Here is a 21,937-nt window from a genome sequence, read left to right as displayed (position 1 = left end):
TCAAAGTAACATTCAACTAACCAGCTCATGGATCAGATCCAGTTTCGTTTTCTCAGCCATCACGCGCAATTTAGCAACCGCACGCTGCTCAAGCTGCCGCACCCGTTCCTTGGAAACACCCAGTCGATCGGCCAGTTTCTGAAATGTTTGCACTTTGGATTGTCCTCCCAGTGCATAGCGAGCGCGAACAATCAGTTGCTCGCGCTGATCTAGTTTTTCAATTTTCTGTGTGAGCAACTCAGACAACTCCAGCCACGTCCGTTCGTCCAACTCGGAACGATTTTCTCCGCTGACTTCTTCGAGTGGCTGCTCCTGCTTCGCTTGTGTGAATCGCAAATGCTCTTTTCTCTGGTCGGCGATTTTACGATAGGCATAATTTGTAATCGCACGATACGCATAAGTACTGAATCGAAAGCCTCGGTCAAAATCAAACTTGTCAACGGCTTTCATCAAGGTCCAAATGCCATCGCTAAGCAGATCATCAAAGGTGACATGAGGCGTGACACACTTTTTGATAATCGAGACGACCAGTCGCATATTACTGCGGAATATCTCATTCCGAACACGTAATGCTTCGTCTAATAACAACTCAATCGTATTTAGTTCTTGTTTGCAGCAGGATTCTGGATTGAGCTGAGAGCGCAGAACATTCGCTTTATACTTGAGGAAGTTCATGCGGCGAAACAGCGTTCGCTCCTCGTCAGCCGAAAGCACTTCACCTTCACACAGACGCGCCAAATGGGTCGGCAACTGCCGCGGATTCTTCAGCAAATTGATGCAGTTTTTCGTAGCCCAGGACGAAGTGTCCGATTCATGTTGAAACTCAATTTCTCCCTCAACATCCAAAGACTGAAAGGAAGGATTGGAAATGAAATCGATCTCAGTCTGTAATAATCGCTCGGCACGATGCCTGACCGCTTTTTCTTGCTTTGCCTCAAGTAAACATGAACATGCTATCATTAGTCATTACCCATAAAACAGAAAATGATTCGAAACGCACTTCCTTATTTATATCACTCCCCCACTATCGAGACAACCACAAAATCGTTCAAAACGTTCATTTTAAATCAACTAGACCTATCTTGGTACATTACAGTGACTTACAAAACAAAACCTTGCCATATTCTATTTTAAAAGCTAGAATCATTCTATGTAATACTTAACCCGCTGACATATAACGATCAAATCGTTCAGTAAAGACCTCGTTATGAACGAATTCCTAACACCTAAACAAGTTGCCCGCGCCATCCAGGCCAGTGAGTCGTCTGTCAAACGCTGGTGCGACAAAGGGATCATCCCCACCATCTATACGGCGGGGGGACACCGACGCATTGCGATCTCTGATCTCATCGAATTCCTCAGATCGAGCAAACACGAAATCGTCCGCCCTGAAGTACTGGGACTGCCTGCGACAACCGGTCAGACAATCCGCGTTATCGACCGCGCTGCCTCGCAACTCACAGAGGCACTCCTGCTCGGTGATGAAGAACAATGCCGGCAAATTGTGCTAGACCTTTACCTGGCGGAGCACAGTATCAGCTCGATTTGCGACCTGGTCTTTGCGAAGGCATTTGCCACCATTGGTGATCGGTGGAAGTGCGGTGACGCCGAGGTCTACCAGGAACGCCGTGGCTGCGAACTGATCTTGCGAGTCCTGCACGAATTGCGCACACTGATTCCTACTCATCCTGCCGAGGCACCACTGGCAATCGGCGGGGCCGCTGAGGGCGATCAGTACAGCATGGCAACGACGATGGTCGAACTGGTGCTGCGTGATATTAAATGGAACGCCGTCTCACTCGGTGCGAACCTGCCCTTCGAAACGCTGGCCGCGGCAATCAAACAACATCGACCGAAGCTGTTCTGGCTCAGTGTCAGTCATATTCCCGATGAAACACAATTCATTCGCGAGTATTCCGAACTCTATGACGAGTTTGGACTTGATGTCGCCTTCGTTGTCGGCGGGCGCGCACTGCACGAACCCATTCGTCAACAGATACAGTACGCCGCCTTCTGTGACAACATCAGGCATCTGGAAGCATTCGCACAAACTTTGCTGAGTGCCACCGGAAAACAATCGACGACTTAATCAACCACACGATCACTTCCGCTTCACGTAGACATAATACGCGCCGCAAATCTCCTTGCCCTGCTCATTTTGCATGAACGTCTTCAATTCTACAGGGCCACTTTGCAATGGTACATCAGCAAACGTGATAAACTGGCCACTCGTATCCGGCTCCGCGATCGCTTCAAACTTCCCGATCTGGATTTTGGCTTTCGCAATCCGCAAAGCGACGCCCTCTCTAAACAGGCCATCGGTCACTTTGAGTGCGGGCGTCCCTGCATTCAACTTCAAACCACTTTCCCGCGGCCAACGACGCAATTCCAGATCATACGTCCCAGGCTGATCCACAATGAGATGCCACGTGCCGTTCTTTCGGACACCACGGCGAATTTGCCCCTGCTGATCTACAAAAACATCCAGCCATTCACAGGCAGTCAACATCGCCGGATTTTCCGCTGCGTGACCAATCACCACACGTTGAGGGACAGAAGCGGTCTGCTTCACCCCTTCCCACCACTGATTCAGATGGCCCTGCATTTGTTTGACAACCTCAGGATGGGCTTCTGCCACATTCTTTTGCTGTAACGGATCCTGCTTGAGGTCGTACAGCTCCCGGTTTTCGAGCCAGCGCCAACGCTTCCAGAGTACCGCGGCCCCTGCTTTACGAGGGACCGACAAATACATACTCTTTTTATTTCCAGGAAAGGGCATGCGGCTGTAATTCACCACCAGCATCCGCTCGGGTAACGCTTCCACCTGACCGAGAATGCGCGGCACCAGGCTCATCCCATCCAGATCGCGACTCGGCTGCGGTACATCGCACAGTTCTGTCAGAGTCGGTAGTAAATCCTGTACGTGGGTTAAATCGTTCAGATCGCGTGCGGGACCGAGCTTTCCTCCCGGCCAGCGGATAAAACAAGGCACGCGATGTCCGCCTTCCCACAGCGTGACTTTTCTCCCCCGCATTCCCGCGTTGAAATAATCAGGCCCCATCGTACTGCCATTGTCGGTCAGAAAAATGATGATTGTATTTTGAGACAGACCTGACTCCTGTAAAAACTGATCGAGCTTGCCAATATTCTCATCGATGTTAGCACACATCGCCAGATAACTGACCAACGACTTGCGACGTGCCGGCTTCAAGTGCTGCACCACTTTCTCATTTTTCCGCATTGCAGCTTCGATGGGCCCCCGATATTCATTCGGCACAAAGTGCGGGCCATGCGGTGCATTTAAAGGAAGATAAGCAAAGAAAGGTTTCCCTTGCTTCTGTGACTGAATCCACTTTTTTGTTTCGCGAAAAAAGACATCGGTGCAATAGCCTTGATATTGCTCCCGCTGTCCGTTGTGCGTGTAGGTATCCTCGAAGTAATCGTTATTCCAGAAGTCGGGTACCGCATTGATGTGCGAAGAAGGAAACCAGAGCGTCTCTTCGAAACCACGATCTTCAGGGCGAAACGGATAATTATCTCCCAGATGCCATTTCCCGAAAATCCCGGTTCGATATCCGCCTGCCTGAAACAGATCGGCCATCGTTTTTAATTCGGGCCTCAATAAGGTGCGCCCGCTACTGACGTTCATCGCCCCGTTGCGGAATGAGTCCAAGCCCGTCATCAACTGTCCCCGAGTCGGCGTACACATCGGCGCGACATGAAAATCAGTCAGCCGAATGCTTTGTGCTGCCAGTTGATCCAAGTGCGGCGTTTTCAGAATCGGATTCCCGTGTCGGGAAAGTTCACCGTACCCCTGGTCATCACTCATGATTAAGATTACGTTCGGCTGTTCGACAGCATAAACGAGATTGATCCATGTCAACACGATGAATGGGATGAGCAGCAATCGCATCGGGTGTATCCTCTGAAAAGATTCAATTGATGTGAAAACAATCTACCTGCCGAAAGTCTTCTCACAAGTGACGAATGATGTGATTATTTCATTTTAGAATTTATGTTTTATCAATTTCGCATATCAAACGATATAATATTCGTTCTCGTATCTTATTCCAGAATCAAAATATTCTGAAGGAAAAAGGACCATGTCCCCACACTATATTCCTAAAGGCTATCATACGGTAACTCCCTATCTACTGGTAGAAGGGGCAACCGAAATGATTGAATTCCTGAAGACGGTATTTGATGCCACACCTGTGATGATCTCGCATCATGAGGATAAAATTGGCCACGCCTGCCTGCAGATTGGAGACTCGCTGATCGAACTCGCAGATGCCTGTGAAGAATGGGGCCAGACTTCCGCTGCGATTCACCTTTACGTCCCCGACGTCGACGCGACCTATCAGAAAGCTCTGGAAGCAGGCGCGATCAACCTGCGCGAACCGTCTGACCAGTTTTATGGAGAACGCAGCGGTTCAGTCAAAGACCCGTATGGAATTCAATGGCACATCGCAACGCAGATTGAAGAACTCGCAAACGAAGAGCTTCTTCGTCGGGCCGAAGAATTTAAGCAACAACAGAAACAGCAGCAACAATAAGTAGAGACCAGATCCCGGAACAATGCAGGATCTTGCCCGTACTCCCGGTCTGATTACGAGTCATCATCGGTAACCGGAATGTAATTGTTATACAATTCCGCATAGTCTTCACGAACAGGGCTGAATACATCCAGCACCACAGCCGGCCCATCGACGGCGATCGCCTGATGTGGCGTATTGGGAGGAATGATAAACATCGCGCCTGCCTCCACAACACGTACCTCATCTCCCATGGTCAGCTCCAGCTTCCCCTTCAGGAGCATGCCCCCCTGCTCGTGCGGATGATGATGCAAAGGTACGATGGCTCCTTCATCCATTTCCAGATAGGATAACATCAGATTTTCGCCATAAGGCGTGCGCATCTTACAGCCGGGGAGAACTTCCAATGGTTCGACAGCATCAATATCGATAAATGGCATGTTTGCAGAACTCCTGTACAAGAGACGTTTCGTCCTCAGAGTAATCGTACTCATTTCAAAGTAAAGAAATTGTTGCGGAATTGAAAGCCCCACGAACCTGCGGACAGGAAGACCTGTCTCATCTTTTCCTGTATTATCATACTGTTCAAGAATAACGAATTCCCCGAAACCATTAGACTGGGCTGTTCAAACCATGTATGTGCCTGCTTCCTTTGCCGAAACAGATCTGAATGTCCTGCATCAGTTTATTGAGCAACACAGTTTTGCAACTCTGATCACGCACCAGGAATACGAACCCTTTGCCAGTCACCTGCCGCTGCTACTGGATCGTAACATCGGAACACAGGGGCAGCTTCTGGGGCATTTCGCCAAGGCCAATCCTCAAAGTAAAACGACACAACACGAGCAGGTATTGACGATTTTCCATGGCCCCCACGCCTACATCTCCCCCACCTGGTATGAAGCTGCCAACACTGTCCCCACCTGGAATTATCAGGCCGTGCACGTCTATGGCCGTTATTCGGCGATCGACGATCCTGATGAATTAAAAGCCGTCATCGAACAGACCGTGACATTCTATGAAGCGTCTGCAGCCACCCCCTGGTCGATGCAGAATGCAGACCCGGAATTCATCGACCAACTCCTGCAAGGCATTGTCGGCTTTAAAATTGAGATTGAACGCATCGAAGGGAAATTCAAACTGAGCCAGAATCATCCTGGGGAGCGGCGGGAAAAAGTCATCCACGCATTAAAAGAACAACGCCACGATGACTCACAAGCCATCGCGGCGCTGATGCAATCTCAGTTACCCACCTGACGGGGGAAGTCTGTCTTTTTGATTAACGGGCATACTCAACGGTACGTGATTCCCGCATCACCGTGACCCGAATCTCACCAGGATAGGTCAACGTGTCTTCAATGGCTTGCGCGATATCCTTGCACATTTTCGCTGCTTCTCGATCATTCACCTGATCAGCATCGACAATCACGCGGACTTCACGACCTGCTTGAATCGCATAGGTATGATCGACGCCCGGAAAACCACAGACGAGCGTTTCCAGCTCTTCCAGACGACGCACATATTTTTCAAGCGTATCGCGACGTGCTCCCGGCCGCGATGCAGAACAGGCGTCGGCGGCGGCAACCAGCACGGTATAGATATAATCGGGACGGATATCATCATGATGGCCGGCGGCAGCATGTACGACTTCCTGAGACTCGCCATAGCGTTTCAGTAATTGCGCCCCTACAGCCGGGTGTCCGCCTTCCATTTCATGGTCGGCCGCTTTCCCGATGTCATGAAACAAACCACAACGACGAGCAATCGTTCCATCCAGCCCCAACTGCTCTGCCATAATTCCGGTCAAAGCAGAAACCTCAATCGAGTGCCGTAATACATTCTGGCTGTAGCTGGTTCGAAAATGTAACCGCCCCAGCAAATCAATTATCTTGGGATTCACACCGGAAATATTCACTTCCTGGCAAGCACTCTGCCCCATGGTCTGAATATATTCTTCCAGTTCTTTCTGCGTTTCCTCGACCACTTCTTCAATGCGTGCCGGGTGAATTCGACCATCATTGACCAGTTTCTGCAGCGACATTTTTCCGATCTGACGCCGTACATTGTCAAACGCAGAGACCACAACCACACCAGGAGTATCATCGACGATAACATCCACGCCGGTTGCTTTTTCAAATGCACGAATATTGCGACCTTCGCGGCCGATAATCCGGCCTTTCATTTCTTCTTCGGGTAAATCAACCGTAGAAACGGTGGTTTCTGCGACATGCCCTGAAGCGAAGCGCTGCACGGCCATGCCAATTGTCTCGCGGGCAATTTTGTCGCACGTTTGCTTCAGTTCCGCCTGGTGCTTCAGAATCAAAGCCCCTGTTTCATTTTTCAGGTCTTTATCCAGACGATCCAGCAGCATTTGGGAAGCCGTTTCCCGATCGAGCCCACTGATTTTAAACAGCTCTTCCTGCTGTTTTTTCAGAGCACGTTCCAGCTCCTGCTCTCGGGCTTCAACCGCTTTGGAACGGGAAGCCAGCTTGGACTGGGTTGTCTGAATCATCGCTTCTTTTTTGAGGAAGTCAGCCTGCTGATCTTCTAACGCAGTCTCTCGTTTGCTGAGTTTCTTTTCGACGCTCCACAGCTCTTCACGCTGCTTATTGACTTCTTCTTCGAGCGATTCCCGGCGTTTCAGTAACTCTTCTTTGGCTTCCAGTTTCTGGCTTTTGAGCAGATTTTCCGAATCGAGTTCAGCCTGTTTTAAGATCTGTGAATAAGACTGGTAAGCAGATCCGCGGCGAATACGGTCAATGAAATAACCAATGACGACCCCAACAATGAACGCCAGGGTAGCCCCAATAGCGACTTGAGTAAACATATTCCAGGTGCTTCCTATGCGCCTATGGTGAAAAGCCCCTTCCTGTCAGATACCATTTGGCGTTGGCACACAACAGAGACAAAATCGCACTTTCCTGTTCTTTCCTGAATCAGGATCAAACCAGCTAAGTACGAATCATGTTGTCAGGAATTTCTTTTATAATGATAGGAGCGTCAGAGAGTTCCCAAATCGAATATGTCTGAAAGAAGAAATGAAATCTATTGACATACTTTAATTTTAAGCAATCTAGATCAAGATGATACACTTACAACAAACTATGGCCCGTGCTTATTTCAGCTTAACGACGTTTAAAGCACCGTCGGTCAGAGCGCACCTTCACCGGCACACGCAACCGTAACTCGACTCCCAAATAAGACAACAGACGACGCACGATCTCGTTTTTCTGAATCTGATGAGTGAATGACTCGACATTCAGAATGTGAGCTCTCGTCAAATGAGAGGGCTCATGCGAACGAAGCAGCATCGGCAATACTCTCACCCATTTGGTGAGAAGAACATAAATTGCAAGAATTGTCTCATTGAGAATACCAAACATTGTTGATTCTCCAATTCAACCGAACCCAGGACTACTTTAGAAACTCATAAATCACATCGACTGGCTTTTTAAATCAAAATCAGTCGCTGTGATAATGCTCCCCATCAAGCCAAGAAATGCCCAAAGGAAACTTAAAAGTAAAAATACAATGAAACTATTATGAAAAGCAAACTCAACAACATCCAGCAAAAAACGATCAACATCTTCTCATTCTTGAGTATTGAATGCCCCTGGAAGGATGAGATGAAAAACACGTAACTGGAATGACAGTGGAAACTTCTCGTAAAATTCCTTTTTTATGGTAACAAGACATTTCTGGTTTCGATAGTATATAGTTAGAAATATTGGCCGAAAGTCAAATCTCAAATTGAAGCCGTCTGCCCTGCACTTTTCAAATCATACCTACTTATCAGAATTCCCATTTTCCGATGCATCAGTTTGTTCAAGCAGTGAAACATGGTTTGCTCGAATGCCAGCAGCGGAGGGAAGCAGAACAGCCCTCCCCACAAAACATTAGTCCACACCCCGATTCCTCTGCAAATCGGACTCTGATCGCTGTCTCAGGCGGGGCAGACAGCGTCGCTTTAATGCGTGCTTTGGATCAGTTAAATAAGTCAATTGCCGCACCCACGCATCCTGAGTCGCTGGTTGTCGCCCATTTGAATCACGGCCTGCGGGGAGACGTTTCTGATGCAGATGCCGCCTGGCTCAGCAAGGAATGTGAGCGTTTCTCCCTTCCCTTTGTGACCGAAAAACAGGAACTGCACCAGACGCGACAAGAATCGAAAGAAGGCCTGGAAGAACTTAGCCGCAATGCCCGTTATGAGTTTTTAACCCGCGCGGCCCACGAACACGGGTGCTCACAAATTGCGATTGCCCACACGCGAGATGATCAGGCCGAGACCGTATTACATCACCTGATCAGGGGGACGGGAATTGCCGGACTAAGAGGAATTCCCCGCATTCGCCCTCTCCAGGAAGGCCTGTTTCTGATCCGTCCGATGCTGGAACTCAGCCGCGATGACGTATTGCTGTATTTAAAGGACTGCGATCAAGACTTCAGAACGGATGCATCGAATACCGACCTCAGCTTCACCCGCAACCGGATTCGACACCAACTGATCCCCTTGTTAAAAAAGGAGTTTAACCCCAATGTTGCGCAGGCCGTCCATCGACTCGCGCATCAGGCGGATGAAGTCACAGCAGTCATTGCCGAACAAGTCGAGCAACTTCTGGCTGCAGCCACGTTGGATCAAAACCAGGAAACCTGGCGATTGGACTGTGAAGTCTTCCAAGGCGTACCAGACTATCTGATCCGACAATGTTTTCTGCAAATCTGGCAACGGATGAGTTGGTCCAGAAAACGAATGGGCTTTGATCACTGGCAGCGACTGCTACTACTGACCCGCTCGGGTCAGAAATTGAGTCTGCCCGATCAGATCGAAGCGGAGCGCCGGGAACGATTGCTTATTTTACGCAAGTTAAAAAAGGCCTCCCGCACGTAAGTGGAACGATTCTGACAAACATTCGTATTACGACATATGTATTGTGGAAATCTTGATCACGGTTGGTTAGAATCTGGCGTTGCTGATAAAAACATAACACGGTTTTCTCGAAATCATCTCATTTAGAGTTAAGCCTGTTGTGTGTTATTGTCGTGTGATCAAGACCATTCGAAGCATCCATTCCTGATCTGCATTCGATCTTATCGCTTCTGAATACTCCATTCTTGTTATGCACATTGCACTTATTACTCGCCCTGTTCAATCAAAGAAGTCGCAGCTATGAATAACAACAAACCACTGTTTATTGCGAGCTTTATGACGCTCATCGCCGCCGGCGTGGGGTTCGCAATTCGAGGAGGCATCCTGGCAGACTGGGGAGCCCAATATGGGTTTACCAAATTCGACCTTGGTACGATTACCGGAGGCGGTCTCGTTGGTTTTGGTATTGTGATTCTGTTAGCCAGTCTGATTACTGATAATGTCGGTTACAAACCAATTTTGTTATTAGCGTTTATTCTGCATGTGCTGTCCGCGTTGATCACCTTTGCTGCAACTCCGATTTTTCACTCAATGGGTAAAGATGCCACATACTGGTGTCTGTATATCGGAATGTTTATGTTCGCCGTCGCCAACGGTCTCTGCGAAGCGGTAATCAACCCTCTGGTCGCGACGCTCTACCCCAAGAAGAAAACCCACTACCTGAATATTCTGCACGCTGGCTGGCCTGGTGGATTGATTGTCGGCGGGATCGTCGCCGCCATCTATGCCAACATGAAAGACAGCGTTCCCGGCCTTCGCTGGGAATACCCCATGGCGGTCTTTTTAATCCCGACTCTGATCTACGGTTTCATTGTGATTAAGCAGAAGTTCCCGCTTTCAGAAGCCAAGTCGGCAGGTGTCAGCTTCGGACAGATGCTGATGACATTCGCCAGTCCTTTACTGATCTGCTTACTCTTATTACAAGCCTGCGTCGGTTATGTGGAACTGGGAACGGATAGCTGGATTGCCAGTATCACTGATTCAATTCTGGTTGGTCAGGGACTGTATCTGTTTATCTATGCGTCCTTAATCATGTTCGTCCTGCGTTTCTTTGCCGGTCCGATTGTCGAAAGAATCAACCCACTGGGGCTGCTTTGTGTGAGTGCCTGTTTCGGTGCCGTAGGCTTATTCATGATCGGCAGCTTTAAAGAAGCGATCTGGGTCTGGGTTGCTGTCACCGTATATGGATTGGGAAAAACCTTCCTCTGGCCGACCATGCTGGGTGTCGTTGGTGAGCGGTTTCCCAAAGGGGGCGCGATTACCATGGGCGCCATGGGCGGCATTGGCATGCTGTCTGCCGGACTGCTTGGTGGACCGGGAATCGGCTATAACCAGGATTACTTCGCGACACAAAAACTGGAACAACTCTCACCAGAAGCATATGAGCGTTATTCCGCCGAAGACAAAAATGGCTTCCTGTTTTTCCCAGAGATCAAAGGTCTGAACGGCTCAAAAGTGAGCGTCTTAAATAACGACGGAAAAGATCTGGAAGAAACTGTTGCGCAACTTAAGAAAGAGAATAAAACGGACTCATATATTACGTCCCTGAATCAGTGGTGGCAGGGTGCTGAGCCATTTGCTGCTGAAGACAAGGAACCCGTTGACGAAGCCGGTATTTATGGTGGCCGCATGGCTTTGAAGTGTACTGCATTGGTACCTCTGATTATGGCCTTCGGTTACTTTATCCTCGTCATGTATTTCCGATCCAAGGGTGGATACCAGGTTGAAGTTCTGCATGGTGAAGCACCGGTTGGTGAACACTATACCGGTGGTATAGAAGGCCCGATTGAATAACCGTCGGAAATTTAATTCGGATGAGATTTTCGAACGGCCACCTGAATCCGGGTGGCCGTTTTTTCTTTTTTAAAACTGACGATCGATTGCCGGTGATCGATTGCCGGCGATCGATTGATTGTTCAGAACATCATGACCCCGACATCTCGACTCCAGACATGAATCAGTGAACATTGTTTTGTCACATCCAAATCGGGTAAGCCTCCCCCAGAAACATTCAACAATGCCGATGGGTTGACATTTTGAATAATAGCTGGATAACAGAATGATAAGCCCTTAAAGAATTTAACAACTGATCATTTTTGATACTTCATTTGATAACAGGTTTCCTCCCATGCTCGATGCGCTCCCGGAGTCTCAAACTTTTGTCACCCATCTCGAATGTGGGATGGAGCATGACCGGTACGAAGCAGATCAACTGCACGGCCTTTCAAAAGCAGGCAAACCGCTGCTGGTCAAATATGATTTAAACGCGCTCGCCCAGTCAGTCTCTCAAGCAGAACTGGCAACCCGCCCTGCAACGCTCTGGCGATATCGTGAATTTCTACCCGTTCGCAAATCAGAAAATATTGTGAGCCTGGGTGAAATCCACACTCCGTTAATTCCAGTTCCCCGCCTGCAAGGCGGTAAGGGTTCGGTCTGGATCAAAGACGAGGGACGACTCCCGACGGGTTCCTTCAAAGCCCGCGGGCTCTGTATGGCTGTTTCAATGGCCAAAGAGCTGGGCGTCACCAAAGTCGCGATGCCGACCAATGGGAATGCTGGCGCGGCGCTGGCTGCTTATGGGACTCGGGCTGGCATGAAGTCGTTTATCTTCTGCCCGGATGATACGCCCGAAATCAATGTCCGCGAGATTGCCGCCCAAGGGGCACATGTCTGGCGGGTCAACGGCCTGATCAATGACTGTGGAAAAATTGTAGCACAAGGCAAAGAACCGGTGGGCTGGTTTGATTTTTCGACCCTCAAAGAACCCTACCGCATCGAAGGCAAAAAAACGATGGGGCTGGAACTGGCTGACCAGATGGGTTGGCAGGTGCCGGACGTGATCTTTTATCCGACCGGCGGAGGAACCGGCTTGATCGGTATGTGGAAAGCGTTTAACGAACTCAAAGAGATCGGCTGGCTCACAGGTAAACTGCCTCGCATGGTCGCCGTCCAGGCAACCGGATGCGCTCCGATGGTCAAAGCCTACGAAGAAGGCAAAGAACATGCTGAACTTTGGCAAAATGCACACACCGTCGCTGCGGGCATTCGGGTTCCCGTCGCTGTGGGCGATTTTTTGATTCTACGAGCCGTCAGAGAAAGCCAGGGATTTGCCACCGCCGTCAATGATGAGCAAATTACCGCCGCACTAAATGAAGCCTCTCAAAAAGAAGGTTTCCTGATGTGTCCGGAGGGGGCCGCCACCTACGCCGCTTATAAGCAGGAACTCGAATCAGGACGCATCAGCCCCGACGAAAGTGCAGTTCTGTTTAACTGTGCTTCGGGATTGAAATACGAACTCCCTCCGGCTGATCAGTCTATCGACATCAATCAGCCCGTTGACTACTCTCTTTTTGTCTGAACAACAAAACCAAGGTAATCGCTAACAGCGGGAAGAAGTAATATGAGTGATATTCTGGTGACAGAGAACATTCAGGGGGCTTCCATGATTCGTCTCATGGAGGATCTCGACGTCGAATTCGATGCCTATCTCTGGCAGAACAGGGACTTACTGAAACAGAAACTCCAGGACACCCAGGCACTGATTGTCAGAAATCAGACACAAGTCAATCAGGAACTCATTGATGCTGCGCCGCAGCTGAAAATCATTGCCCGGGCTGGTGTTGGCCTGGATAATGTTGACACAGACTATGCGCAAGCAAAGGGAATCATCGTCTGTTTTACACCAGACGCCAATTCTCTGTCTGTGGCAGAACTGACCATCGGTTTGATGATGGCATTGTTGAGAAGAATTCCCGAAGCACGACAGGACACGCTGACCGGAGGTTGGAACCGTATCAAGTTCACGGGCACTGAACTCTACGGCAAAACGTTTGGTCTCATCGGCATGGGCCGCATCGGCTCTATGACGGCAACCCGCGCCCACGCGTTTGGCATGAAAATCATCGCAGCAGACCCTTATCTGGCCGCTGATGCCCCCGTTCTCAAAGAATTAAACGGAAGACTCGTCTCACTGGATGAGTTGCTGGCAGAATCCGATGTCATCTCCTGCCATAGTCCGTTGACACCTGATACTCGAAAGATGTTAACGTACTCGCATTTCAGCCAGATGAAGCCGGATGCCTTTTTTATCAACACATCGCGGGGGGAAGTCGTCGACGAACGCGGTCTGACCCAGGCACTCCTGGAACACAAACTGGCGGGTGCCGCACTGGATGTCAGAGAGACCGAACCCCCCGAACAAAGCCCGCTGAATCAGATGGAAAACGTCATCTTAACGCCCCACATCGCCGCCTTTACTGTGGAAGCACAGGAACGCGTGGTCGATTCTGTGTGCGAAGATGTACGATTAGTGTTGAGCGGAAAACCAGCGATCAATGTTTTTAAACCTTAACGATAAAGTACCGGCCTGATGCAGAACGAACTGAAAGAAGAAAAATGGTACGACGGGATTTCCCGTTACCAATGGCTTGTCCTGACGATTGCCTCCCTGGGCTGGGTGTTCGATGTCTTCGAAGGACAGATCTTCGTCGCCAGTATGAATGAAGCCATGCCTTCTCTCGTCGCTCCTGAGACGACCAAAGGGCAACAGGCACTCTATAACAATATTGCCTTAGGTGCCTTCCTGATCGGTGGGGCTCTCGGTGGAATTGGCTTTGGCGCGTTAAGCGATCGGATTGGTCGCAAAAAAACAATGTCCCTGACAATCCTGTTCTACTCATTCTTCACTTGCCTCTCCGCATTTTCACAGGACTGGTGGCAACTGGCCGGCTTTCGGTTTCTCGTCGCATTGGGAGTGGGTGGTGAATGGGCGGTCGCCAGTACCCTCGTTGCCGAAACGTTTCCCCCGAAAGCCCGCGCCCGTGTTGGCAGTATCTTTCATGCTTCCAGTGTACTGGGAACTTACCTCGCGATTCTGGCAGGCGCATTTATCATCGGCAATGAAAGCATTCAGGAATATGCCCAAAATGTTGGTTACCCCAGCCTGCCCTGGCGTATCGGTTTTGCTCTGGGAGTAGTCCCCTCGTTTCTGATTATCTGGATTCGCCGCTCCATGAAAGAACCGGAATCCTGGCAACACGCACAGGAAGTGGCAAAACAAGATAGCAGCCAAACAATGGGAACCATCTGGGACCTGCTTTCACCACAATACACCAAGAGCACGTGTATTGGTGTCTTACTGGCAGCGATCGGTCTGGCCACCTTCTGGGGAGTTCATATCTATGGCAGAAATGTCTTTTTAAATGCGGTGAAAGCAGACTATGTCGCCGAACAGTTTCAGGATCAGCCTGATGTTCCCACAGAGGAAACAAAAGCCTATTTCGAAACAATCAAGCCGACATTAAAAAAATGGGAGATGCTGGGCATGTTCCTGGCGACAACTGGTGGGGGTCTTGGGCTGTTAGCATTCGGGCCGATTTGTGAATGGTTTGGACGCCGCGGCGCCTTTTTCCTGTTCAATGTCGGAGGGCTGATCAGTTCCGTGATCCTGTTTCAGTTATTAGACAATTCCATTGTCATTGGTTGCTTCCTACCAATATTTGGTTTTCTGACGCTGGGTATGCACGCCGGCTATGCGATCTATTTTCCGGAACTCTACCCCACACGTCTGCGCGGAACCGGTACTGGATTCTGTTTTAATGCAGGACGTCTTCTGGCGGCCCCCATTCTGTTTATTGGAGGCTGGATGCAGAAAGACTGGGGATACACAATGGCGCAAACAGCTACGATACTGAGCATGCTCTTCATCATCGGTGCGATTCTGCCTTACTTTGCCAAAGAAACCAAAGGCAGTGCTCTGATGGAATAATTTCCCCGCCGCTTTCACTCTCGCTTCACGGAGTCACATATCTAATGTGGCTCATTTTGACTTGTATAAGATAATGATGTTTTCTGATCCACAGCTGTGGTTATTCGTACTTTCTGTTGCTTTCATTTCCGCGTTCATTCAGGGGATCATCGGCTTTGGCTATGCCATCGTGGCGATGGCCGTGCTGCCGTTAGTGCTCAATTTTCGCGAAGCAAATTTACTGGTCGCATTCAGCATCGTACTTCCCGTGATGTGGATCTTCTGGGGCTATCGAAAGCAATCTGATCTCAAACTTCTGATGGGCGCGATTCTGGGATCACTGGTGGGGCTCCCTTTAGGCCTGCTGACATTTACGCTGATTGACCTGGACTATCTTGTACGTGGTACGGGACTCGTCATTTTCCTGATCGTGATCGACGGTTTTTTTCAGCGGGCTCCTCAAGCAGTCGAAGGCCCTCAGAAAGCGGCTTCGGTCTGGAGTACCTTCGCCGGTTTTTGCAGCGGCTTTCTGGCCGGTTCCACCAGTATCGCCGGCCCTCCGATTGTCATCTATGCGATTCGTCAGCCTTGGACGCAGGATCAATACAAAGGGTTCATTTTCGGATTCTTTATTCTGATCTCTGTCACACGAATCATCGGATTGACGCTGATGGGCTTTGCCGAGACACCAGTGCTGTTGACCTCGGCCATCATGGTCCCGTTTGTTATTCTGGGGATGAAGCTAGGAACGCTGATTGGGCCGCGCATCAACCCGGTTGTCTTTAAACGCTGCCTGCTGTCGCTGCTCGCTGTCAGTTCGCTGTATATGGTGATCCAGGGAAGCTCTGAAGAATTACCGGCTCCCGAACTGGAAACAACGGCGGTCACTTCAAAACCATAAGAGCAGAATCGGCATGCTCATTCACTTACTGGAAAGTTCTGCTGCTGAATCCAATCTATCACCTGCCGTTGTTCTGGCAGAAGTGTTTTTTCATCGCTCTCTTCCTGGATGAGCGTCTGCAGTTCACGCACCGTATCGACATCGGTTAACGAGGGCAGCTGATGGATGTCTCCTTGCCCCTCCAGTTGTTCAAGTAATTTCTCACTCGTATTCGCAGCACTATACGGCACATTGAGCCATGTTTCCTGAGATAAACATATGGGCGTGCCGAATAAATAAAAGCCCCCATCGTCGGCAGGCCCCATCACAAACTGGCGTTGTTCGGCGACGTTTGACAGGAGATCAATGGCGTCTGTCAGATAGGCCACCGGAAGCTGCGGAGTATCTGCTCCCAGGAAGATTACAAAGTCGTACTTCTTAGAGAGAACCTGATTCACGTGTGCCAGGCGTGTTCCCAGGTCTCCTGTACCTTGAAAGATGGTTTCGAACTGGTTCCATAACGGATCTTCCAGCGCCGCTTCTTCCGCGACGGCCCAATAAGGAGTCACCTGTTTCTGCTGCACGACCGACTGCACGACGGCTGCGACGGCTGACGCAGAAAGTCGATGAAACTGCTCCGCCTGCGCTTGACCGATCGTTTGCGCCAATCTGGTTTTCAGAGGTGAATACCCGGGGGTCTTCACGAAGATGACGATGGCGCCTTGCCTTGAAACCATGAAACAACACGTTCTTTGAGTAAGAGAAAAAACTGAGGGGCTGCTTGTCGTAGCGTCAGCCAGAGATGTTTGACGGTAATTTTGAACCAGCCCTGCTGCTGGTATTTTCGGGCACTGGTTTTAATATCCGCCCCCGTACATTGTAAACGAATTCCCCTGCGCCGGGCTTTCCAGACCAGCAGATGATCTTCACCATAGGGAGCCGTTTCATCGAAACAGCCAAGTTCATGAAACAGAGCGCGGCTCAAACTCAGACCTTGATCCCCAAAGGGAATTCCTAAAACATGAGAGCGAAAGTAAACGCCCCACGTATTGAGCTGCATCAATAAAAAACTTTGCTCCTCAAATTTCAAATCGAAATAATGTAGCGCATCGGGATTCGATTTCAAAGATTGGATTAAGCTTTGAATGCCGGTTTCAGTCAGTCGTGAATCCGCATGCAAGAACAACAGGTGAGACCGAGACGCCTGGGCTGCACCATCATTCATCTGGAGTGCTCTTCCCATCAAGGTCTGCTGCCATTGGCTGCGGCTGTTTAGCTGATACTGCTGAACCAACTCTAAAAAATCGGATGGCTGATCTCCATTCGAGATAAATAAGAACTCAGTCGTATCTGGAAAACCGGCCAAATCAGCGATTAACCCTTTCCAGCAGGTTTCCCCATCCAGAACAGGGATAATAACAGAAATCTGTGGTTCTGAATCCATTTGAAGCCTTGAACTGATTTTTTTTGACGTGAATCTGTAAAATGTGATTTGCTTCACAGTTTTCAAGACCATAATAGAGGATAATTCGATCATCAAAAAGTCGTCCCTTCTCTGGAACAACAATGTTTCTCGAATCCTCCGACATTATTATACTATCATCTCCTACAGACAATCATCGTTCAGATTAAACACATTGATCAGGTTCTTTCGGGACTTTAACTGACGGAAATTGGAATTGAAAGGAACTCAGATTACCATGAATTCAGTAAATACGCAGGCTCGTTCCACAGAAGAAGAATCTGTTTACACGCGTTATGCCAATGCAGCAAATCAGAAAGAGCAGGCACTCTGCTGTCCCGTCGAATACAATCCGGAATATTTATCGATCATTCCTGAGGAAATTCTGGAACGCGACTACGGTTGTGGCGACCCGACTCCTTATCTGTCCGCCGGTGATACGGTTGTCGACCTGGGATCGGGAGGCGGAAAGATCTGTTATATCGCCTCACAAATTGTCGGTCCCGCAGGAACCGTGATCGGCGTTGACTGCAATGCCGAGATGCTGGCATTAGCCCGAAAATATCAACAGCAGGTTGCTGATCAACTGGGATATTCTAACATCTCATTCCGTTGCGGACTAATTCAGGATTTGAAACTGGATCTGGACCAGCTCAATCAGGAACTGTCTGCCAGTCCGATCGACAACCATTCCCGCTGGCTGGAATTACGCAATCTGGAAGAACGCTTACGTAGCGAAAGCCCGCTGATCGAGGACAACAGTGTCGACTGTGTGATTTCGAATTGCGTTCTAAATCTAGTGCGCGAAGGGGATCGCGGGCAACTGCTACAGGAAGTCTTTCGTGTTTTAAAACGAGGCGGCAAAGCCGTCATCAGCGATATCGTTTGCGATGAAGATGTACCACAACATCTGCGCGACGATCCTACACTCTGGTCGGGCTGCCTCTCGGGTGCCTATCGTGAAGACGCCTTTTTGAAAGCATTTGAAGACGCGGGTTTTCATGGCATTGAAATCCTGAAGCGTGAAGAGACTCCCTGGCAAACTATCGAAGGGATTGAGTTTCGATCGATGACGGTCTCAGCGTACAAAGGCAAGCAAGGTCCCTGCCTGGAACGAAACCAGGCGATGATTTATCGCGGGCCCTTCAAAAAAGTCGAAGATGACGATGGTCATGTTTATTCGCGAGGAGAACGAATTGCGGTTTGTGATAAAACATTCCAACTCCTGCAAGCAGCTCCCTACGAGGGGCAGTTTCTTCCTGTTGCCCCCTATCAGACTCTTCCATTGGATGAGGCGCACGAGATGGATTGTCGGCGGAATGCGGTGCGGCATCCCCAGGAATCCAAGGGCAAAAACTATGATCTGACCAGCCAGATTGTGGATTCCTGTTGCAGTCCGGACAGTGGTTGCTGTTAAATCGATTGGCGACGCAGTTCCACGCTCTTCTATCCTACCTATTCAGGAAAATTCATGGCTCCACTCACCCTGCTCCGACAACACAGTAAGCTGGCCGATCCTCGGGAGCAGTTGCGTATTCTCAACGAAGAGTCTCAACAGCCTGCATTCAATCAGCATCTGGAGCAGCATCAAGTTCCCACTCTGCAAGCCAGCACGATCAGCACACTGCAGGTCAACCTGGGAAAACTTTGCAATATGACATGCGATCATTGCCACGTAGACGCGGGCCCCGATCGCAGAGAGATTATGGATCGAGACACTGTAGAACATTGCCTGAACGCTCTGAAACATCCGGGTTTTCAAACTTTGGATCTGACGGGAGGGGCTCCCGAAATGAATCCTCACTTCCGGGAAATCGTGGTCGCAGCAACCAGACTCAACAAACAGGTCATTGATCGCTGTAATCTAACCATCCTGTTAGCCCCCGGCTTTCAAGATCTGCCCGAATTTCTTGCCGAACATCAAGTCGAGATTGTTGCTTCACTCCCCTGTTACCTTGAAGAGAATACAGACGCGCAACGAGGCAATGGCGCATTTCAAAAATCGATCCAGGCCTTGAAAGCGTTGAACGCACTCGGATACGGAAAGTCCGATTCCACACTCAAACTGACTTTGGTTTATAATCCTGTGGGATTCTCCTTGCCTCCAGACCAGTCAGAACTCGAACTGGCCTACAGGCAAGAGCTGAAAAAACGCTTTGACATTGAATTCACCAATCTGATCACGATCACTAATATGCCAATCAGCCGTTTTCTTAGTGAACTAGTCAATCAGGGGCGGACAGAAGAATACATGGAGCGACTGGTCAACGCTTTCAATCCTGGAACGATCTCCGGGCTGATGTGCCGCTCCCTTATTTCCGTGGATTGGCAGGGCTATCTGTATGACTGTGATTTCAACCAGATGTTGGATCTAGCTGTCACAGTCTCAGACCGACGGCACATTCGCGATTTTCACTATCAGGATCTGGCAAACAGGAATATCATAACGAACCAACACTGCTATGGCTGCACTGCCGGCGCAGGCTCCAGTTGCGGTGGTGCCATCAACTAGCCGACTCCCGGTTCTATGGCATCTTCAGAAGCCTTCTACGAACCTCATTGCAGCGATGACACCAGTGAAATAAGCGTGCACCACCTTACTATCCCAGACGTCATTCCCCTGCCCGGTCGCCGCCTCACGAACTCCCCATGCCCGTACGGTTGGCATTTCCCGAGTTAATTCTCTTTAAATATTTGATGAAGAACAAATCGGCTTCAGATACGATTAATCGCCCTAAATCAAGCCAGACTAACAGACTATTCATTCTATCACTATTCCTATTTCAAATGAAATAGCCCTGTATATACAGTGTAAGTTTTTAGTGATTGCGCCACAAAACCACGATTTTTTCCTCATGAGATTCCACTACATTAGCGGAAATAGTTCTATATATTGACAGTTCATTTTATTCGCACTTGACAAAGCGAAAAAAATATAATAATGGAAATATTCTGAATAACATTTTTTCTTGCAAATACAGGAAAAGCTCTCCCGGATTGTCAGGAAGATCTTACGACTAACTATTGACATCGGGCATTATGTATCGATAAAAACCATTTTGAAATTTGGAAAGATTTCACAAAGTAACTACGAGGATCATACTGTGTTATTAGCCGACTCAACTCTAATAAAACCCCCTGAAGAACTTGAAACATTCACGGATGAACCAGCCATCATTTTCCTGTCACTGGACGATGACGAAGAAAATATTGGCTTCGACGAGCTTGAAGACATCGACGATGACGAGCTCGATGACGACGACGATTTCGACGACGATTTCGACGACGAAGAAGAAGAAGAAGAAGAATTCGATGATGAAGAAGAAGAAGATGATGAATTCGACGACGAGTTTGATGACGACGATGATGATTTTTAATAAACTTCAGTCACTCACGCAGTTCGCTCGCCAATAAATTCTCTGAGTTGGCGAGGAACTATTTTTTTACATCCCTGTCTGCTCCACATAACTTGCTCTTTTATCAGCTATCTGAGTATTGTTGCATCGATCGGCCTCCTGAAATCTACAACGGAAGAGTACTCCCCTATGCAGGAATTGGTCGAAAAAATCAATGATGCGATTGAATATCTGAAGCCGCAAATACAGCAAACGCCCCGAGTTGGTTTAATCCTGGGGACAGGACTGGGTGACTTCAGTCAGCAAATTAAACGCGATGCCTCGATTCCTTATGAATCGATTCCCCACTTCCCTCACTCGACAGTGGAATCACATGCGGGACAGCTCGTATTCGGAACGTTGAACGAAACTCCGATCATCGCCATGGAAGGCCGGTTTCACTTCTACGAAGGTTACTCCATGAAAGAAGTAACTTTCCCTGTCCGCGTCATGCAGGCACTTGGCGTGGAAACCCTGATCATCACCAACGCAGCCGGGGGGATGAATCCTCATTACCATCTGGCCGACATTATGATCATTGAAGATCAGATCAATCTGATGGGCGATAACCCGCTACGCGGGGTCAATGATGATCGCCTGGGCATTCGCTTTCCCGATATGAGTGCTCCTTATGACCAGGACTTAATCAAGCTGGCTGAGCAGAAAGCCCTCGAACTTCAAATCCGCACACAAACAGGAGTCTTTGTCGCTGTTGCTGGACCGAACCTGGAAACCCGTGCCGAGTACCGCATGCTGCGACAGATGGGGGCAGACTGTGTCGGCATGTCGACAGTTCCCGAATGCATTGTGGCGAACCACGCTTCGATGAAGGTACTTGGCCTGTCTGTGGTCACAGATCTATGCCTGCCAGACGCATTGGAGCCCGCTGATATCAGCAAAATCTTAAAAGTCGCTGCAGAGGGAGGCCAGAAGCTGGCACGACTGATCCCCGAGATCATCGAGCACATCTGAGTATAATCGCAGGCAGTCCA

The 21,937-nt window shown here is 49.2% G+C and carries 19 protein-coding genes; 13 read left to right on the top strand and 6 right to left on the bottom strand.

Translation table 11 applies throughout. The features are described 5' to 3' along the window. Positions 1-12: 12 nt before the first annotated feature. Positions 13-960 carry a sigma-70 family RNA polymerase sigma factor gene (locus tag AAC022_RS18550; RefSeq protein ID WP_339733458.1) on the bottom strand — a complete coding sequence of 316 codons (948 nt, stop codon included), beginning with the start codon at positions 958-960 and terminating at the stop codon, positions 13-15. Positions 961-1,207: 247 nt separating this feature from the next. On the opposite strand from AAC022_RS18550, the gene AAC022_RS18545 reads away from it, so the two are divergent. Further along, on the top strand, positions 1,208-2,089 hold the full coding sequence (locus tag AAC022_RS18545) for a helix-turn-helix domain-containing protein (RefSeq protein WP_339733456.1): 882 nt from the start codon (positions 1,208-1,210) through the stop codon (positions 2,087-2,089). A gap of 12 nt (positions 2,090-2,101) precedes the next feature. On the opposite strand, the gene AAC022_RS18540 is transcribed toward AAC022_RS18545, so the two are convergent. Continuing rightward, entirely contained in the window at positions 2,102-3,913 is a 1,812-nt protein-coding gene (locus tag AAC022_RS18540; RefSeq protein ID WP_339733454.1) for an arylsulfatase, read from the bottom strand. A 190-nt stretch (positions 3,914-4,103) separates the two neighbouring features. Between AAC022_RS18540 and AAC022_RS18535 the strand changes: the two genes are divergently transcribed. After that, positions 4,104-4,556 (top strand): VOC family protein, encoded by a 453-nt coding sequence (locus AAC022_RS18535; RefSeq protein WP_339733452.1) that lies wholly within the window; start codon positions 4,104-4,106, stop codon positions 4,554-4,556. Positions 4,557-4,609: 53 nt separating this feature from the next. On the opposite strand, the gene AAC022_RS18530 is transcribed toward AAC022_RS18535, so the two are convergent. Beyond that, positions 4,610-4,975 (bottom strand): cupin domain-containing protein, encoded by a 366-nt coding sequence (locus AAC022_RS18530; protein WP_339733450.1) that lies wholly within the window; start codon positions 4,973-4,975, stop codon positions 4,610-4,612. 193 nt (positions 4,976-5,168) lie between these two features. On the opposite strand from AAC022_RS18530, the gene AAC022_RS18525 reads away from it, so the two are divergent. Next, the gene (locus tag AAC022_RS18525) at positions 5,169-5,792 is read left to right on the top strand and encodes an FMN-binding negative transcriptional regulator (protein WP_339733448.1); all 624 of its coding nucleotides are present in this window, start codon (positions 5,169-5,171) and stop codon (positions 5,790-5,792) included. A gap of 22 nt (positions 5,793-5,814) precedes the next feature. On the opposite strand, the gene rny is transcribed toward AAC022_RS18525, so the two are convergent. Then, a complete protein-coding gene (rny, locus tag AAC022_RS18520) occupies positions 5,815-7,362 on the bottom strand; it encodes a ribonuclease Y (protein WP_339733447.1) in 1,548 nt (515 codons plus the stop codon). Positions 7,363-8,346: 984 nt separating this feature from the next. On the opposite strand from rny, the gene tilS reads away from it, so the two are divergent. The 6 genes from tilS (at position 8,347) to AAC022_RS18490 (ending at position 16,109) form a co-directional block, all read left to right on the top strand. Continuing rightward, positions 8,347-9,423, top strand: coding sequence for a tRNA lysidine(34) synthetase TilS (gene tilS, locus AAC022_RS18515; RefSeq protein WP_339733446.1), 1,077 nt, complete (start codon positions 8,347-8,349; stop codon positions 9,421-9,423). Between the two features lie 279 nt (positions 9,424-9,702). After that, the gene (locus AAC022_RS18510) at positions 9,703-11,256 is read left to right on the top strand and encodes an MFS transporter (RefSeq protein WP_339733444.1); all 1,554 of its coding nucleotides are present in this window, start codon (positions 9,703-9,705) and stop codon (positions 11,254-11,256) included. 334 nt (positions 11,257-11,590) lie between these two features. Further along, positions 11,591-12,820, top strand: coding sequence for a threonine synthase (locus AAC022_RS18505; protein WP_339733442.1), 1,230 nt, complete (start codon positions 11,591-11,593; stop codon positions 12,818-12,820). Between the two features lie 42 nt (positions 12,821-12,862). Continuing rightward, on the top strand, positions 12,863-13,813 hold the full coding sequence (locus tag AAC022_RS18500) for a hydroxyacid dehydrogenase (protein WP_339733440.1): 951 nt from the start codon (positions 12,863-12,865) through the stop codon (positions 13,811-13,813). An 18-nt stretch (positions 13,814-13,831) separates the two neighbouring features. After that, positions 13,832-15,229, top strand: a complete 1,398-nt coding sequence (locus AAC022_RS18495; protein ID WP_339733439.1) for an MFS transporter — start codon at positions 13,832-13,834, stop codon at positions 15,227-15,229. 73 nt (positions 15,230-15,302) lie between these two features. After that, entirely contained in the window at positions 15,303-16,109 is an 807-nt protein-coding gene (locus AAC022_RS18490; protein WP_339733438.1) for a sulfite exporter TauE/SafE family protein, read from the top strand. A gap of 17 nt (positions 16,110-16,126) precedes the next feature. Here the strand turns inward: AAC022_RS18490 and AAC022_RS18485 are convergent, their stop codons facing one another. Both AAC022_RS18485 and AAC022_RS18480 read right to left on the bottom strand, forming a co-directional pair. After that, positions 16,127-16,825, bottom strand: coding sequence for a TIGR04282 family arsenosugar biosynthesis glycosyltransferase (locus AAC022_RS18485; RefSeq protein WP_339733437.1), 699 nt, complete (start codon positions 16,823-16,825; stop codon positions 16,127-16,129). Further along, on the bottom strand, positions 16,789-17,532 hold the full coding sequence (locus tag AAC022_RS18480) for a TIGR04283 family arsenosugar biosynthesis glycosyltransferase (RefSeq protein WP_339733435.1): 744 nt from the start codon (positions 17,530-17,532) through the stop codon (positions 16,789-16,791). The genes AAC022_RS18485 and AAC022_RS18480 overlap by 37 nt, the downstream gene beginning before the upstream one ends. 256 nt (positions 17,533-17,788) lie before the next feature. Between AAC022_RS18480 and AAC022_RS18475 the strand changes: the two genes are divergently transcribed. The 4 genes from AAC022_RS18475 to AAC022_RS18460 all read left to right on the top strand — a co-directional run bounded on the left by AAC022_RS18475 (position 17,789) and on the right by AAC022_RS18460 (position 21,917). Continuing rightward, positions 17,789-18,967, top strand: coding sequence for a methyltransferase domain-containing protein (locus AAC022_RS18475; RefSeq protein WP_339733433.1), 1,179 nt, complete (start codon positions 17,789-17,791; stop codon positions 18,965-18,967). A gap of 54 nt (positions 18,968-19,021) precedes the next feature. Further along, complete coding sequence (gene arsS / locus AAC022_RS18470) at positions 19,022-20,062, top strand: arsenosugar biosynthesis radical SAM (seleno)protein ArsS (RefSeq protein WP_339733431.1); 1,041 nt, start codon at positions 19,022-19,024, stop codon at positions 20,060-20,062. Between the two features lie 592 nt (positions 20,063-20,654). After that, positions 20,655-20,927, top strand: a complete 273-nt coding sequence (locus AAC022_RS18465; protein WP_339733429.1) for a hypothetical protein — start codon at positions 20,655-20,657, stop codon at positions 20,925-20,927. Positions 20,928-21,095: 168 nt separating this feature from the next. After that, on the top strand, positions 21,096-21,917 hold the full coding sequence (locus tag AAC022_RS18460) for a purine-nucleoside phosphorylase (RefSeq protein ID WP_339733427.1): 822 nt from the start codon (positions 21,096-21,098) through the stop codon (positions 21,915-21,917). The last annotated feature ends 20 nt before the right edge of the window (positions 21,918-21,937 follow it).

The sequence above is a fragment of the uncultured Gimesia sp. genome (genome assembly GCF_963976445.1).
Lineage (GTDB): Bacteria > Planctomycetota > Planctomycetia > Planctomycetales > Planctomycetaceae > Gimesia.
The sequence above is the reverse complement of the archived record's forward strand: the minus strand, read 5'-3'. Positions and strand labels throughout refer to the sequence as shown.